Genomic DNA, 15,829 nt, shown 5'->3' on the forward strand with positions numbered 1-15,829 from the left:
CATTACTGTGGCCGGCGCCAACAAGCACACACCGCTTACACGCCTTGCAAACCAAAAGGAGACAACGATGTACAGCAGCAAGCCCCTGAAGACCGCCCTGGCCGCCGCCCTGCTCGTCAGCGGAGCCGCCGCCTTTGCCCAGAAGGGCGAGACGGTCAAGATCGCCTGGATCGACCCGCTGTCCGGCCTGATGGGCCCGGTCGGCCAGAACCAGGTCAAGAGCCTGCAGTTCTTTGCCGAGAAGTTCAACAAGAGCAATCCGGCCGGCGTGAAGTTCGAGATCATCACGATCGACAACAAGCTCAGCCCCGCCGAGTCGCTGAACGCGCTGAAGTCGGCGATCGACCAGAACGTGCGCTACATCGTGCAGGGCAATGGCTCCAGCGTCGCGCTGGCGCTGTCCGACGCGGTCGCCAAGCACAACGAGCGCAACCCGGGCAAGGAGGTCGTCTACCTGAACACGGCCGCCGTCGATCCCGATCTGACCAATAGCAAGTGCAGCTACTGGCACTTCCGCTTCGACGCCGACACCTCGATGAAGATGGAGGCGATCACGACCTTCATGAAGGACCAGGCCGACGTCAAGAAGGTCTACCTGCTGAACCAGAACTACGCGCACGGCCACCAGGTCGCCAAGTACGCCAAGGAGATGCTGGCCCGCAAGCGCCCGGACATCCAGATCGCCGGCGAGGACCTGCACCCGCTGGCCCAGGTGCGCGACTTCGCGCCCTATATCGCCAAGATCAAGGCCAGCGGCGCCGACACCGTGATCACCGGCAACTGGGGCTCGGACCTGTCCCTGCTGGTCAAGGCCGCCAACGAGGCCGGCTACAACGGCAAGTTCTTCACCTACTACACCGGCGTGACCGGCACGCCGGCGGCGCTGGGCGCCAACGGCCATGGCCGCATCTTCCAGGTCTCCTACAACAACTACTACATGGGCGGCCAGATGGAGCAGTGGCAGACCGAGTTCAAGAAGCGCTTCAACGACGACTTCTACACCGGCAGCTTCATCCACGTCTACGAGGCGCTGACGACGGCGATGGCCAAGGCCAAGAGCACCGACCCGGTCAAGGTGGCCGCGGCAATGGAAGGCCTGAAGTTCAAGAGCTTCAACGGCGAGGTCGAGATGCGCAAGGCCGACCACCAGCTGCAGCAGCCGCTGTACATGACCGTCTGGCAGAAGACCGACGCCAAGTACAACTACTCGCCCGAGAACAGCGGTTCCACCCTGGTGCCGGTGAAGACCTACGAGTCCTATGTCTCGAGCACGCCGACGAGCTGCCAGATGAAGCGGCCTTCGTAAGCAAGGCGCACGCTTCCCGATACTGCCTGAACGGAGGATGGGCGCTGCCGCCCATCCTGCCGTCTCTTCCCTCCACACGCGGCCGCCGCCGTTCTCTCATGACGACCCCGTGGACCAAATCCTGATCAATCTGCTGAACGGCCTGTCCTCCGGGCTGCTGCTGTTCATGCTCAGCTCCGGCCTGACGCTGATCTTCAGCATGATGGGCGTGCTGAATTTCGCCCATGCCAGCTTCTACATGCTGGGCGCCTATTTCGCCTACAGCTTCACCGGCCTGGTCGGCTTCTGGCCGGCGCTGCTGCTGGCGCCGCTGTTCGTGGGTCTGGCCGGTGCGCTGTTCGAGCGCCTGGCGCTGCGCCGGGTGCACAAGTTCGGCCATGTGCCCGAGCTCTTGATCACCTTCGGCCTCAGCTATGTGATCCTCGAGCTGGTGCAGCTGGTCTTCGGCCTGACGGCGGTGCCCTTCACGCCGCCGGCAGCCTTGCAGGGCTCGGCCTTCACCTTCGTGCAGAGCCCCAGCAGCGGCCTGTCGCTGGTGTTCGGCTCGGCGCCGGCCGAGATGTGCGCGGCGGCCTCCTGCTCCAAGTTCCCGCTGACCCGCGTGTTCATGATGGGCGTGGCCCTCTTGATGCTGCTGGCCCTGTGGCTGCTCTTGACGCGCACCCGCATCGGCCTGGTGATCCAGGCCGCGCTGACGCACCCGGAGATGGTCGAGGCCTTGGGCCACAACGTGCCGGCCGTCTTCATGCTGGTCTTCGGCAGCGGCTGCGCGCTGGCCGGCCTGGCCGGCGTGATCGGCGGCATGACCTTCGTGACCGAGCCGACCATGGCCGTGCTGGTGGGCAGCATCATCTTCGTCGTCGTCGTCGTCGGCGGCTTCGGCTCGCTGCTGGGCGCTTTTGTCGGCTCGCTGCTGATCGGCCTGCTGCAGACGCTGCCGCTGACCGTCGACGGCTCGCTGGCCAGCCTGCTGGGCCATATGGGCGCGACGGTGACGCCCGACACCCCGGGCTATCCCATCCTGCGCCTGACCCTGGCCCAGGTGGCGCCCATCCTGCCCTATCTGCTGATGGTGCTGATCCTGATCTTCCGGCCCAAGGGCCTCTTCGGTACGCGCGAGGACTGATGCCATGACCAGTTCCTCCGCACATCACTTTCACTTCAAGCCACACAACGTCGGACGCTGGTTCGTCTGGGGCCTGTTTGCCCTGGTGCTGCTCGTCGCGCCGCTGCTGTGGACCAGCGGTTTGGCGCAGACCATGCTGACGCAGATCGGCATCGGAATCATCGCCTGCCTGGCCTACAACATGCTGCTGGGTCAGGGCGGCATGCTCAGCTTCGGCCATGCGGTCTACAGCGGCTTCGGCGCCTATCTGGCGATCCACTCGCTGAACGCCGCGGCGGCCGGCAGCTGGAACATCCCGGTCAGCCTGGTGCCCCTGGTCGGCGGCGTCACGGGGCTCTTCTTCGCCGCGCTGCTGGGCTATGTGTCGACCAAGAAAGCCGGCACCACCTTCGCGATGATCACGATGGGCATCGGCGAGCTGGTCTGGTCGATGTCGCTGATGCTGCCGGAGTTCTTCGGCGGCGAGGGCGGCGTCTCGGGCAACCGGGTCGTCGGCAAGGCGGTGATGGGCATCAACTTCGGCCCGCAGATCCAGGTCTACTACCTGATCGCCATCTACTGCTTCATCTGTACGGCGGCGATGTTCGCGCTGACGCGCACGCCGCTGGGCCGCATGCTCAATGCGGTGCGCGACAACCCGGAGCGGGTCGAGTTCGTCGGCTACGACACCCGCTGGGTGCGCTACCTGGCCTTCATGATCTCGGGTTTCTTCGCCGGCATCGCGGGGGGCTTGAGCGCAATCAACACCGAGATCGTCACCGCCGAGGTCGTCGGCGCCGCGCGCTCGGGCGCCTACCTGCTGTTCACCTTCCTCGGCGGCGCCACCTTCTTCTTCGGCCCCATCATCGGCGCGGTGCTGATGGTCGTGGCCCTGGTGCTGCTGTCGGAGCTGACCAAGGCCTGGCTGCTCTACCTGGGCCTGGTCTTCCTGTTCATGGTCATGTACGCACCGGGGGGCATCGCCAGCCTGGTGATGATGAATCTGCGCGTGGCCGCCTTCGGCAAGCTCAAGCAGCTCTGGACCTCCTACCTGGCCCTGGGCGTGACGGCGCTGACGATCCTGTTCGGCGGCGGCGCGATGGTCGAGATGCTCTACCACCTGAAGCTCAACGAGGCCCTGGGCCCGCAGATGAGCTTCATGGGCGCGACGATCAACGCGCGCGGGCTGGATGCCTGGTTCGGTGCCGGTTTGGTGCTGCTCGTCGGCGTGGGCCTGTTCGAGCTGGCGCGGCGTCAGTACCGGCGCGAGTGGAGCGAGGTGCAGGAAGAGATCGAAAAGGAAATCAAGCGGAGGGAGTCGCTGTGAGCAGCTACGCACTTGAATTGCTGGACGTGCGCAAGAGCTTCGGCAAGACCGAAATCATCCGCGGCGCCCAGCTGCAGGTGAAGGCCGGCGAGCGCGTCGCCATCATCGGGCCCAACGGCGCCGGCAAGTCGACCCTGTTCAATCTGATCAGCGGCCGCTTCGGCCTTTCCAGCGGCCAGATCAATCTGCATGGCGCGCGCATCGACGGCAAGAAGCCCTACGAGATCAACCGCCTGGGCCTGTCGCGCAGCTTCCAGGTCTCCAATCTGTTCACGCGCCTGTCGGTGTTCGAGAACATCCGCTGCGCCGTGCTCTGGTCGATGGGCCACCGCTATGCCTTCTGGAAGTTCCTGGCCGACCTGACGGACGCCAATGAGCGGGCTGAAGCCGTGCTGGAGATGATCAAGCTCGACAAGAAGCGCGACGTGCTGGCGATGAACCTGACCTATGCCGAGGCGCGCGCGTTGGAGATCGGCATCACGATCGCCGGCGGCTCCAGCGTGATCCTGCTGGACGAGCCGACCGCCGGCATGAGCAAGAGCGAGACCAAGCGCTTCATCCAGCTGATCCGTGAGGTCACCGAGGGCAAGACGCTCTTGACCGTCGAGCACGATATGGGCGTCGTCTTCGGCCTGGCCGACAAGATCGCCGTGCTGGTCTATGGGGAGGTGATTGCCTTCGACACGCCCGATGCGGTGCGCGCCAATGCGCGCGTGCAGGAGGCTTATCTGGGCTCTGTGCTCGCGGAGTCGCACTGATGAGTGACCGTATTCTCAAACTCGACAACGTCCACGCTTTCTACGGCAAGAGCCATGTGCTGCATGGCGTGACGATGGAGGTGCGCCCGGGCGAGATCGTCAGCCTCTTGGGCCGCAACGGCTCGGGCCGCTCGACGACGGTGAAGACCATCATGGGCCAGGTCGACGCGCAGGGCAGCATCAGCTTCGGCGACAAGGCGCTCTTGGGCCGCAAGGCCTACGAGATCGCGCACGATGGCGTCGGCTATGTCCCGGAGAACCGCGACATCTTCCCCAAGCTGACCGTGCACCAGAACCTGATGCTGGGCCAGAAGCGCGGCGCATCGAGGCCGCGCTGGAGCTTCGACGATATGTACACCATGTTCCCGCGCCTGAAGGAGCGCCAGCACACCGAGGCCGGCGTGCTCTCGGGCGGCGAGCAGCAGATGCTGACCCTGTGCCGCACCCTGATGGGCGACCCGGACCTGATCATGATCGACGAGCCGACCGAGGGCCTGGCGCCCAAGATCGTCGAGCTGGTCGCCGAGTACCTGAAGGAGCTGAAGCGCCGCGGCATCGCCGTGCTGCTGGTCGAGCAGAAGCTGGCGATCGCGCTGGAGATCTCCGAGCGCTGCTATGTGATGGGCCATGGCCGCATCGTCTTCGAGGGCGCGCCGGGCGAGCTGCGCGCGAACAGCTATATCCGCAAGGAGTGGCTGGAGGTCTGATCCAGCGCGCGTCGGCCGCCGGCGATTCCCTCATCCAGGGTGTGCGTGCGCGCCCACAAGACGGCCGAAGCGGTGCACCATGGGCGCAACGACGCCGGAGGTGCAGCGATGGACATCGGTCAGCTGGGTGCGGGGCTGGGAGGTCTGGCCATCGGGGCGGCGCTGGGCGCCGGATTGCTGGCCTGGAAACTGGGGCGCGAGCTGGCCGGCGCCAAGTGGCGCCAGGCCCAGCTCGAGGCGGCCCGCCAGTTGCTGAGCCAGCAGAACACGCAGGCGCGCCGCCAGCTCGAGCAGGTGCAGCAGGAACTGGCCGCGCTGCGGTCGCAGGCGGCCGGCCGCGCGGCCCAAGGCCAGGCACCGGTCCGGCAGGCGGCGCCCGCCTTGCAGCCCGACCCGCCGAGCGAGGCTGAGCCGGCCGATGATGGCTTCGTGGCCACGCAGCTGCTGCCCCTGAGCCGCGGAGATGACTTCGCGCCGACACAGCAGTTCCAGTTCCGGCACTGACACGCGCGGCGGCGGCCTTCGAAGGCGCCATGCGAGCCGCAGCCTGCGGATAGGATAGACGCGATCATGCCGAGGCCGCGCCGCGCCCGACCTCTGCAAAACAGCAAGGTCCTTTGTCACGACAGGGACATCGTCGCTGCGGCGCCGCTGCCTAGAATCGAACGATCGTTCTATTTATTCCGCGCCGGGGCGGGTTTGTACCGTCCGGGCATCTCAACCGCCCGCCATCAAGGGGTAAGCAAGCATGTCAGCCACCTACGAAGTCCGCGGCAATATCGCCGTCATCACGCTGAACAATCCGCCGGTCAACGGCCTTGGCCTCGAAACGCGCAAGGCCGCGGCCGAGGGTATTGCCAAGGCCGAGGACGATGCGACCGTCAAGGCCGTCGTCATCACCGGCGCCGGCAAGGCCTTCTCCGGCGGCGCCGACATCCGCGAGTTCAACAGCCCCAAGGCGCTGACCGAGCCGACCCTGCACAGCCTGATCGCCGTGGTCGAGAACTGCACGAAGCCGGTCGTCGCCGCGATCCACTCCGTCTGCATGGGCGGTGGCCTGGAGCTGGCGCTGGGCTGCCATTACCGCGTCGCGTCGCCGGGCGCCAAGATCGCGCTGCCGGAGGTGAAGCTGGGCCTGCTGCCCGGTGCCGGCGGCACGCAGCGCCTGCCGCGCGCGCTGGGCGTCGAGCCCGCGCTGAACATGATCGTCAGCGGCGAGCCGGTCAACAGCGAACTGCTGGCCCAGGTGCCGGGCCAGCAGCTGTTCCAGAAGATCGTCGACGGCGATCTGATGGAGGGCGCGATCGCCTTCGCGCAGGACGTGGCCGACAAGCGGCCGCTGCCCAAGGTGCGCGAACTGAAGGCGCGCCACGGAAACCCGGATGCCTACTTCCAGTTCGCCCGCAATATGGTCGGCGGCATGAGCAAGAACTTCCCGGCGCCGCTGCGCTGCCTGGAGGCCGTGGCCGCCTCGGTGACGAAGAAGTTCGAGGACGGCATGAAGGCCGAGCGCGAGGGTTTCCTGGCGCTGATGCAGACGCCCGAGTCGAAGGCGCTGCGCCATGCCTTCTTCGCCGAGCGCGCCGCCAGCAAGATCGGCGACGTGCCCGAGGACACGCCCGTGCGCAAGATCGAGAAGGTCGCCGTGATCGGCGCCGGCACCATGGGTGGCGGCATCAGCATGAACTTCCTGAACGCCGGCATCCCGGTCGTCATTCTGGAAACCAAGCAGGAGGCGCTGGACCGCGGCATCGCGACGATCAAGAAGAACTACGAGGCCCAGGTCAAGAAGGGCAAGCTGAAGGAAGACAAGTACCAGCAGCGCATGGCCCTGCTGTCGACGACGCTGAACTACGCCGACATCGGCTCGGCCGATCTGGTCATCGAGGCGGTGTTCGAGGAACTCGGTGTCAAGGAGTCGGTGTTCAAGCAGCTCGACGAGGTGATGAAGCCCGGCGCGATCCTGGCCTCCAACACCTCGACGCTGGACCTGAACAAGATCGCGAACTTCACCAAGCGTCCGCAGGACGTCGTCGGCCTGCACTTCTTCAGCCCGGCCAACGTGATGAAGCTGCTGGAGGTCGTGCGCGGCGAGAAGACCGCCAAGGACGTGCTGGCCACCGTGATGCAGTTGGCCAAGAAGATCAAGAAGACGGCGGTGGTCTCGGGCGTCTGCGACGGCTTCATCGGCAACCGCATGATCGAGCAGTACTCGCGCCAGGCCGGCTTCCTGCTCGACGAGGGCGCCAGCCCGCAGCAGGTGGACAAGGCGGCCGAGAAGTTCGGCTTCGCGATGGGGCCGTTCCGCATGGGCGATCTGGCTGGCAACGACATCGGCTGGGCGATCCGCAAGCGCCGCGCGCAGGAGCGGCCGAACATGCATTACTCGAAGACGGCCGACAAGCTCTGCGAGCTGGGCCGCTTCGGCCAGAAGACCGGCGCCGGCTGGTACGACTACCAGGCCGGCAAGCGCGACGCGATCCCCTCACCGGTGGTCGCCGAGCTGCTGGAGAAGCACCGCGCCGATCTGGGCATCAAGGCCCGCGAGATCAGCGACGAGGAGATCGTCCACCGCCTCGTGTTCGCCCTGGTCAACGAGGCCGCTCACCTGCTGGAGGAGGGCATTGCCCAGCGCGCCTCGGACGTCGACATGGTCTACCTGACCGGCTACGGCTTCCCGCTGTGGCGCGGCGGCCCGATGTGCTATGCCGACACGGTGGGTCTGTTCAATGTCGTGCAGGCGATGAAGCGCTTTGCCAAGAATCCGCTCGATGACGCCAAGTTCTGGGAGCCCGCGCCGCTGATCAAGCGCCTGGTTGCCGAAGGCAAGTCCTTCTCCTGAAGCCGACAACATCTAGCGAGACACACATCATGAGCAAAGCAGTCATTGTTTCCACCGCCCGCACCCCCCTGGCCAAGAGCTGGAAGGGCGCCTTCAACATGACCCATGGCGCGACCCTGGGTGGCCACGCGGTCAAGGCCGCGGTCGAGCGCGCCGGCGTCGAGGCCGGCCATATCGAGGACGTGCTGATGGGCTGCGCGACGCCCGAGGGCGCGACCGGCGGCAATATCGCGCGCCAGATCGCGCTGCGCGCCGGCCTGCCGATCTCGGTCAGCGGCGTCACCATCAACCGCTTCTGTTCCTCGGGCCTGCAGACGATCGCGATGGCCGCGCAGCGCGTCATCGCCGGCGAGGGCGATGTCTATGTCGCCGGCGGCGTCGAGAGCATCTCCTGCGTGCAGAACGAGGCGAACCGCCATATGTACGCCGACCCCTGGCTGGTCAAGAACAAGCCCGAGATCTACTGGAGCATGCTGCAGACGGCCGAGCAGGTCGCCAAGCGCTACAACATCTCGCGCGAGCGCATGGACCAGTACGGCGCCGCCAGCCAGCAGAAGGCCTGCGCCGCCCAGGCGGCGGGCAAGTTCGCCGACGAGATGATCTCGGTGACGACGACGATGGGCGTGGCCGACAAGGTCATGGGCCTGATGACCAAGGAAGTGACGATCTCGGCCGACGAGGGCCTGCGCGAAGGCACGACCTATGAGGGCATCAAGGACCTGCGCTCGGCGCTGCCGGGCGGCCTGATCTCGGCCGGCAATGCCAGCCAGTTCAGCGACGGCGCCGGCGCCTGCGTCGTCGTCAGCGAGGACTATGCGGCCAAGCACGATCTGAAGCCGCTGGGCCGCTTCCTCGGCTTCGCAGTCGCCGGTTGCGAGCCCGACGAGATGGGCATCGGTCCCGTCTTCGCCGTGCCCAAGGTCTTGAAGAAGCTGGGCCTCACCGTCGCCGACATCGATCTGTGGGAGCTGAACGAGGCCTTCGCCGTGCAGGTGCTGTACTGCGCCGACACCCTGGGCATCCCGATGGACCGGCTCAACGTGAACGGCGGCGCGATCGCCGTCGGCCACCCCTACGGCGTGTCGGGCCAGCGCCTGACCGGCCATGCGCTGATCGAAGGCCGTCGCCGCGGCGCCAAGAAGGTGGTCGTCACGATGTGCATCGGCGGCGGCATGGGCGCGGCCGGCGTGTTCGAGGTGCTGTGAGGCGGCTGCGATCGGCTGGGCCGACGCTGTCGCTGCTGGGCGGCCTGTTGCTGCTGGCGCCGGTGGCAGCGCCGGCCGCCGAGCAGCGGCCGGCGCCCACCCGGCTGGAAACCCAGGCGATCGACGATGTGCTGGTCGCGCTGCAGCACCGCGACTGCAAGCTGGCGGCCGCGCGGCTGAACGAGGGCATGGCCCGCAAGTACGCCGGCATCTACCTGATGGCCGGCACCATGTACGAGCAGGGCCTGTGCCTGAAGCCCGACTGGGACCGCGCCGCACGCATGTACCTGATGGCCCATGAGGCCGGCCACGATGCCGGCGCCCAGCGCCTGGTCGCCGGCTACGCCGCCCCGGGCCGCGACCCGGCGGCGGCGCTGTGGTGGGCGTCCAAGCATTGGCCGCAGAACCTGCTGCCCGAATGCGCCTCGGCCAAGTCTCTGGTCGACCAGCCCGAGGCCTTTGTCGAGGCCTTGCGCGCCTGGCCGGCCGGTCGGCTGCGCGCCTGTGTCTATGTGCTGGGCGTCACCGCCGCCCTGGCCGGCGAGGTCGAGTACCCGAGCAAGGGCGTGCAGTTCTCGCTCGACGGCGAGTTGCAGATGAGCTTCAAGCCGGCCGCCGGCACGATCGAATGGACGCCGCTGAAGCTGGAGATGCGGCAGATGACCGGCGCGATGAACGGCGATGCGGTGCGCGACCGCGACAGCCGCTGGGTCAAGGACAGCTTCCGCAGCTATCTGGACGAGGTGGCCGCCGGCGTGCTGAAACGGTATCCGCGCCCCGAGGGCATCGATCCGGCCTGGCGCGTGGAACAGGTCTACGCCTTCCAGCTACAGCAGGAATAGGCAGCGGGCCATGGATGCTGACCTCGACAGCCTGCGCCGCTTCTTCGCCAGCGCGCCCTTCATGGTCGAACTGGGTGTGAGGCCGATGGCGGTCGAGCCGGGGCGGGTGAGGACCGAGCTGACGCTCGAACGCAAGCATCTGCAGCACACCGGCGTGGCCCATGCCGGCGTGCTGGCCTCGCTGGCCGATCACTCGATGGGCGCGGCGGCGCAGACGCTGGCGCCCGAGGGGCACTGGATCCTGACCGCCGAATTCAAGACCAATCTGCTGCGCGGCTCGCGCGGCGACAAACTCGTCTGCGAGGCCTGGGTGCTCAAGCCCGGCCGGCAGATCATGTTCACCGAGGCCGAGGTCCATGCGATCTCGGGCGAGGGGGATGAGCAGCAGCGCCAACTGGTCGTCAAGGCCTCGGGCACGATGGCCGTCACCCAAGCGAAATGACAAAGCGAGTAGCGATATGCGCGAGACCCTGGACTTCCTGCTGAACGACTGGCTCCGGGTTGGTGAGCTCAGCGCGCGCGAGCGCTTTGCCGACCACAATGCCGAGACCTTCGGCGCGGTGCTGGACACCTGCGAGCGCCTGGCGCGCGAGAAGTTTGCGCCCTTCAACCGCCTGGCCGATACCGAGGAGCCGCATTTCGACGGCGAGCAGGTCCATCTGCCCCAGGCCACGCACGAGGCGATGCGCGCCTTCGTCGACGCGGGCCTGCTGGCCGGCAGCCAGGACTACGAACTCGGCGGCATGCAGCTGCCCTGCGTGATCGAGATGGCCGGCAAGGCCTTCATCAGCAAGGCCAGCGTCGCGATGAGCGGCTATGCGATGCTGACCAAGGGCAATGCGAATCTCTTGATGGCGCATGGCAGCGAGGCGCAGCGCGAGGTCTTCGCCAAGAACGAGTTCGCCGGCCGCTGGTTCGGCACCATGTGCCTCTCCGAGCCGCAGGCCGGCTCGTCCCTCTCGGACGTGGCGACGCGCGCCGAGCCGGAGGACGCGGCCGATCCGCTGGGCCCGCGCTACCGGCTCAAGGGCAACAAGATGTGGATCTCGGGCGGCGAGCACGAGATGACCGAGAACATCATCCATCTGGTGCTGGCCAAGATCCCCGGCCCGGACGGCAAGCTGGTGCCCGGCACGCGCGGCATCTCACTGTTCGTCGTGCCGAAGAAGCTGGTCACGCCCGCGGGCGAGCTCAGCGGCGAGCGCAACGACGTTGCGCTGGCCGGCCTCAACCACAAGCTCGGCTACCGCGGCACGACCAACTGCCTCCTGAACTTCGGCGAGGGCCGCTTCAAGCCGGGCGGCAAGGCGGGTGCGGTCGGCTATCTCGTGGGCAAGCCCGGCGAAGGCCTGAAATGCATGTTCCACATGATGAACGAGGCGCGCATCGGCGTCGGCCTCGGTGCGGTGATGCTGGGTTATGCCGGCTACGAGGCCAGCCTCGAGTACGCGCGCCAGCGGCCGCAGGGCCGCGCGATCGGCCCCGGCGGCAAGGACGCCGCCCAGCCGCAGCGGCCCATCATCGAGCATGCCGACGTCAAGCGCATGCTCTTGGCGCAGAAGAGCTATGTCGAGGGTGGCCTGGCCCTGGAGCTGTTCTGCGCGCGCCTGGTCGACGAGGCCAACACCGGCGACGCCGATGCGGCCGCCGAGGCGACGCTGCTGCTGGAGGTGCTGACCCCGATCGCCAAGAGCTGGCCCAGCGAATGGTGCCTGGAGGCCAACTCGCTGGCCATCCAGGTGCTGGGCGGCTATGGCTACACGCGCGACTTCCCGGTCGAGCAGCACTGGCGCGACAACCGCCTGAACATGATCCACGAGGGCACGCACGGCATCCAGGGCCTGGACCTCTTGGGCCGCAAGGTGGTGATGGACGGCGGCCGCGCGCTGCAACTGCTGGCCGCGCGCATCAATGCGACGATCGAGCGGGCCTTGCCACGGCCGGCGCTGGCCGAACGAGTCAACGAGCTGGCCGCCGCGCTGGCCAAGATCGGCCGCGCGACCAAGAGCGCCTGGGCCACCGGCGCGCCCGAGGAGGCGCTGGCCAATGCCACGCCCTATCTGCAGGCCTTCGGTCATCTGGTGCTGGCCTGGATCTGGCTGGAGCTGGCGCTGGCGGCGGAGGGAGAGAGCGACTTCGCCCGCGGCAAGCAGGCGGCGGCGCGCTATTTCTTCGCCTACGAGCTGCCCAAGATCGATGCCTGGCTGGCCGTCGTTGCCAGCCGCGAGCCGCTGTGCCGGGAGATGCAAGATGCCTGGTTCTGATGCGCGCAAGCCGCTCTCGGCCAAGGCGCTGCTGTGGATCGAGCGCCTGGTCTGGATCCTGATCTATGCCGGCCTGCTGGCCGCCTCGCTGGGCCTGTTCCTTCGCCTGGGGGCGCCCGAGGGCCATGTGCTCGGCTATGTGCTGATGGTCAAGGGCGGCATCGCGGCGGCCGTCGGCGTGGTGCTGATCTGGATCCGCTCGCGCTTCCCCTGAATTCAATGGAGACATCCCGATGACAACGACGAAAGTTCAAGACCTGTTCGACCTGAGCGGCCAGGTGGCCCTGGTGACCGGCGGCTCGCGCGGCCTGGGCCTGCAGATGGCCGAGGCGCTGGGCGAGGCCGGCGCCAAGATCATGCTCAGCTCGCGCAAGGCCGCCGACCTCGAAGAGGCGGTTGCCCATCTGCAGGATCGCGGCATCGACGCACGCTGGATTGCCACCGACGCGTCCGATGAGGCCCAGGCGCGCGCGCTGGTGACGCAGACGATGGAGCGCCTGGGCCGCATCGACATCCTGGTCAACAACGCCGGCGCCACCTGGGGCGCGCCGGCCGAGGAGCACACGATCGAGGCCTGGGACAAGGTGATGAACCTGAACATCCGCAGCCTCTTCGTCGTCGCCCAGGAAGTGGCGCGGCAGAGCATGATCCCGCGCAAGAGCGGCCGCATCATCAATATCGCCTCGATCGCCGGCCTGGGCGGCAACCCGGTGATGATGAAGACGATCGCCTACAACACCAGCAAGGGCGCGGCGGTCAACTTCACGCGCGCCTTGGCCGGCGAGTGGGGCCAGCACGGCATCACCGTCAACGCGATCGCGCCGGGCTTCTTCCCCAGCAAGATGACCAAGGGCCTCTTGGCCGCGGTCGGCGAGAAGAATATGGCGGCCCATGCGCCGCTGAACCGGCTCGGCGACGACGAGGACCTGAAGGGCGCCGTGCTGCTGTTCGCCAGCCGCGCCGGCAAGCACATCACCGGCCAGATCCTGGCCGTCGACGGCGGCGTCAGCGCCCTCGTTGGAGGCTGATTTTGAGCACGCCGCCGCTGAGTTTTCCGGTCCATATCCCTTTCGTCGAACAGCTCGGCTTCGAGCTGCTTGCCGCCGGCGGCGGTGAGTCGGAGCTGTCGGTGAACCTGACCGACGCGCACATGAACTCCTGGGCCGTGGCCCATGGCGGCGTCGTGATGACCTTGCTGGACGTGGCGATGGCGATTGCCGCGCGCAGTCCGCAGCGCAGCGGCGAGGGCTACGGGCCCGGCGTCGTCACCGTGGAGATGAAGACGAGCTTCATGCGACCCGGCGAAGGCCGGCTGCGCGGCCTGGGCAAGCTGCTGCACCGCACGGCGACGATGGCCTTCTGCGAAGGCTCGGTGCTCGACGAGCAGGGGCGCTTGTGCGCCCACGCGACCGGCACCTTCAAGTTCATCAAGGCGCTGCCGGCGCGCGACCGGGCGCTCAAGCCGCTGCAGAACAAGGGCGAGGATCCTGCTCAGCCCTTGAAGTAGACCATCTGGTGCGTGCTGGCCAGCAGCTGGCCGGCATCGCTCCAGACCTCGGCGCTCTGGTCGAAATAGCCATTGCGGAAGTTCACGCCGCGCGCGCAGCCCAGCACCGGCCGCTCGCCTTGCGCCGCGAGCAGGGCCGCGTCGGCATGGAAATAGGTCGTCAGCGTTACCGTGCCGATGGGCGCCAGCTGGCGGCGGCGCAGGAAGATGCGCGGGAAGAAGCTGTCGCAGATCGCCGCCAGCGAGGCGAAGTCCAGCGGCCGCGGCGGCTCGTCGCGCAGCCAGAGCCGGCTTTGCGAGGCCGGCTGCTCGCGGCCGTCGAAGGCCTCGGGCATGCCGCCGTCCACAAAGCGCATGTCGTAGCGCTGCACCCAGGCCGGTGCGCCGAAGCGAGCGCGGGCCGGTGCCAGGCTCGCGGCCGACGGCACCTCCGCCGGCATCTGGGCCTCGGCGCTCGACCAGGTCTCGCGCCGCAGCGCGAACACGGCGCTGGCCGTCGCGGCCGTCTCGCCGCCCTGGCTCAGCTCGATCAGCCAGTGCTGGGTCGAGCGGTTGCTGCGCACCGGCCGCGCGATGACTTCGAAGCCGCCCTCGGCCAGCGCGGCGGCGAAGTTCACCGTCAGCGCGATCGGCTCGCCGAGCCGCGCCGGATGGACCAGCGCCGCCTGCAGCAGGGTGGCGGCGGTGACGCCGCCGAAGGGGCCGACCATATTGGCGTAGGCGGGGCTGGTGGCGCCGCGATGGCCGGCGTCGCCGGGCAGGGGCGTGAGTGCGATGGCGGCGTCGAAAGGATGTTGCATGGCTCGGGATTCGATGGACGGCGGGGCCTCAGTCTAAAAAAGAACGACCGTGCTTTTCTGTCGCCGACGAGACTCCCCCTGCCGGGCATGCCATGCTTCAATGCGGCATTCCTCTCGAACATCACGCAGGAGACTCCGATGACCGTCAATCGCCAGATCCACCTCGTCTCGCGCCCCCAGGGCGAACCCAGCGCCGCCAACTTCAAGCTCGTGGAAGCCGCCGTGCCGGCGCTGACCGAGGGTCAGGTCTTGGTGCGCAACCATTACCTGAGCCTGGATCCCTATATGCGCGGCCGCATGAACGAGGGCAAGAGCTATGCGGCGCCGCAGCCGCTGGACGCGGTGATGATCGGCGGCACCGTCGGCGAGGTCGTCGACTCCAAGAACGATCACTTCAAGGTCGGCGACAAGGTGGTCGGCATGGGCGGCTGGCAGGAGTACCAGTTGGTCGATGCGAACCAGCGCGGCGTGCTGCAGAAGGTGGACACGACGCACATCCCGCTGTCGGCCTATCTGGGCGCCGTCGGCATGCCCGGCGTCACCGGCTGGTACGGCCTGGTGAAGATCATCGATCCGAAGCCGGGCGAGACGGTCGTCGTCAGCGCCGCCTCGGGCGCCGTCGGCGGCGCGGTCGGCCAGCTGGCCAAGGCCCGCGGCGCGCGCGCGGTCGGCCTGGCCGGCGGCCCGGACAAATGCCGCCAGGTGGTCGAGGAGCTGGGCTTCGACGCCTGCATCGACTACAAGCAGCACCCGGACGTGAAGAGCCTGTCGACCGCGCTGAAGGAAGCCTGCCCGAAGGGCATCGACGGCTATTTCGAGAACGTCGGCGGCATCATCCTCGACGCGGTGATGCTGCGCGCCAATGCCTTCAGCCGCATCGCCATGTGCGGCATGATTTCCGGCTACAACGGCGAGCCGATCCCGATGCAGTACCCGCAGCTGATCCTCTCCAACCGGATGAAGATCGAGGGCTTCATCGTCAGCGAGCACATGGAGGTCTGGCCCGAGGCGCTGAAGGAACTCGGCACCCTGGTTGCCACCGGCAAGTTCAAGTACCGCGAGACGGTGGCGGACGGCATCGCCAGCGCGCCGGAGGCCTTCCTGGGCTTGCTCAAGGGCAAGAACTTCGGCAAGCAATTGGTCAAGCTGATCTGAGCCGGATCGGC

At 67.5% G+C, this 15,829-nt stretch carries 16 protein-coding genes; 15 read left to right on the top strand and 1 reads right to left on the bottom strand.

All coding sequences use genetic code 11. The features are described from left to right. Positions 1-67: 67 nt before the first annotated feature. The 14 genes from QWJ38_RS21485 (at position 68) to QWJ38_RS21550 (ending at position 13,863) form a co-directional block, all read left to right on the top strand. Complete coding sequence (locus QWJ38_RS21485; protein ID WP_290361185.1) at positions 68-1,306, top strand: branched-chain amino acid ABC transporter substrate-binding protein; 1,239 nt, start codon at positions 68-70, stop codon at positions 1,304-1,306. 166 nt (positions 1,307-1,472) lie between these two features. Then, positions 1,473-2,432 carry a branched-chain amino acid ABC transporter permease gene (locus tag QWJ38_RS21490; protein WP_434064018.1) on the top strand — a complete coding sequence of 320 codons (960 nt, stop codon included), beginning with the start codon at positions 1,473-1,475 and terminating at the stop codon, positions 2,430-2,432. Between the two features lie 4 nt (positions 2,433-2,436). Next, positions 2,437-3,738, top strand: coding sequence for a branched-chain amino acid ABC transporter permease (locus tag QWJ38_RS21495; RefSeq protein ID WP_290361187.1), 1,302 nt, complete (start codon positions 2,437-2,439; stop codon positions 3,736-3,738). Next, positions 3,735-4,496 carry an ABC transporter ATP-binding protein gene (locus QWJ38_RS21500; RefSeq protein ID WP_290361188.1) on the top strand — a complete coding sequence of 254 codons (762 nt, stop codon included), beginning with the start codon at positions 3,735-3,737 and terminating at the stop codon, positions 4,494-4,496. The genes QWJ38_RS21495 and QWJ38_RS21500 overlap by 4 nt, the downstream gene beginning before the upstream one ends. 11 nt (positions 4,497-4,507) lie before the next feature. Then, a complete protein-coding gene (locus QWJ38_RS21505) occupies positions 4,508-5,203 on the top strand; it encodes an ABC transporter ATP-binding protein (RefSeq protein ID WP_290361310.1) in 696 nt (231 codons plus the stop codon). 108 nt (positions 5,204-5,311) lie between these two features. Continuing rightward, on the top strand, positions 5,312-5,707 hold the full coding sequence (locus QWJ38_RS21510; protein WP_290361189.1) for a hypothetical protein: 396 nt from the start codon (positions 5,312-5,314) through the stop codon (positions 5,705-5,707). Between the two features lie 244 nt (positions 5,708-5,951). Further along, positions 5,952-8,045, top strand: coding sequence for a 3-hydroxyacyl-CoA dehydrogenase NAD-binding domain-containing protein (locus tag QWJ38_RS21515; RefSeq protein ID WP_290361190.1), 2,094 nt, complete (start codon positions 5,952-5,954; stop codon positions 8,043-8,045). A 29-nt stretch (positions 8,046-8,074) separates the two neighbouring features. Beyond that, on the top strand, positions 8,075-9,250 hold the full coding sequence (locus tag QWJ38_RS21520) for an acetyl-CoA C-acyltransferase (RefSeq protein ID WP_290361191.1): 1,176 nt from the start codon (positions 8,075-8,077) through the stop codon (positions 9,248-9,250). Next, the gene (locus QWJ38_RS21525; protein ID WP_290361192.1) at positions 9,247-10,092 is read left to right on the top strand and encodes an SEL1-like repeat protein; all 846 of its coding nucleotides are present in this window, start codon (positions 9,247-9,249) and stop codon (positions 10,090-10,092) included. Before QWJ38_RS21520 ends, QWJ38_RS21525 begins: the two co-directional genes overlap by 4 nt. 10 nt (positions 10,093-10,102) lie before the next feature. Continuing rightward, positions 10,103-10,534 (top strand): PaaI family thioesterase, encoded by a 432-nt coding sequence (locus QWJ38_RS21530; RefSeq protein WP_290361193.1) that lies wholly within the window; start codon positions 10,103-10,105, stop codon positions 10,532-10,534. A 16-nt stretch (positions 10,535-10,550) separates the two neighbouring features. Further along, a complete protein-coding gene (locus QWJ38_RS21535) occupies positions 10,551-12,356 on the top strand; it encodes an acyl-CoA dehydrogenase (protein WP_290361194.1) in 1,806 nt (601 codons plus the stop codon). Beyond that, the gene (locus QWJ38_RS21540; protein ID WP_290361195.1) at positions 12,343-12,570 is read left to right on the top strand and encodes a hypothetical protein; all 228 of its coding nucleotides are present in this window, start codon (positions 12,343-12,345) and stop codon (positions 12,568-12,570) included. The genes QWJ38_RS21535 and QWJ38_RS21540 overlap by 14 nt, the downstream gene beginning before the upstream one ends. Positions 12,571-12,589: 19 nt before the next feature. After that, entirely contained in the window at positions 12,590-13,384 is a 795-nt protein-coding gene (locus tag QWJ38_RS21545; protein ID WP_290361196.1) for an SDR family oxidoreductase, read from the top strand. Between the two features lie 2 nt (positions 13,385-13,386). Beyond that, positions 13,387-13,863, top strand: coding sequence for a PaaI family thioesterase (locus tag QWJ38_RS21550; RefSeq protein ID WP_290361197.1), 477 nt, complete (start codon positions 13,387-13,389; stop codon positions 13,861-13,863). Here the strand turns inward: QWJ38_RS21550 and QWJ38_RS21555 are convergent. Further along, positions 13,848-14,663, bottom strand: coding sequence for an acyl-CoA thioesterase (locus tag QWJ38_RS21555; RefSeq protein ID WP_290361198.1), 816 nt, complete (start codon positions 14,661-14,663; stop codon positions 13,848-13,850). The genes QWJ38_RS21550 and QWJ38_RS21555 overlap by 16 nt on opposite strands. 138 nt (positions 14,664-14,801) lie before the next feature. Between QWJ38_RS21555 and QWJ38_RS21560 the strand changes: the two genes are divergently transcribed. Then, positions 14,802-15,818: an NADP-dependent oxidoreductase gene (locus tag QWJ38_RS21560; RefSeq protein WP_290361199.1), complete on the top strand. Its 1,017-nt coding sequence runs from the start codon at positions 14,802-14,804 to the stop codon at positions 15,816-15,818. The last annotated feature ends 11 nt before the right edge of the window (positions 15,819-15,829 follow it).

It is taken from the genome of Roseateles violae, assembly GCF_030410485.1.
Lineage (GTDB): Bacteria > Pseudomonadota > Gammaproteobacteria > Burkholderiales > Burkholderiaceae_C > Roseateles_D > Roseateles_D violae.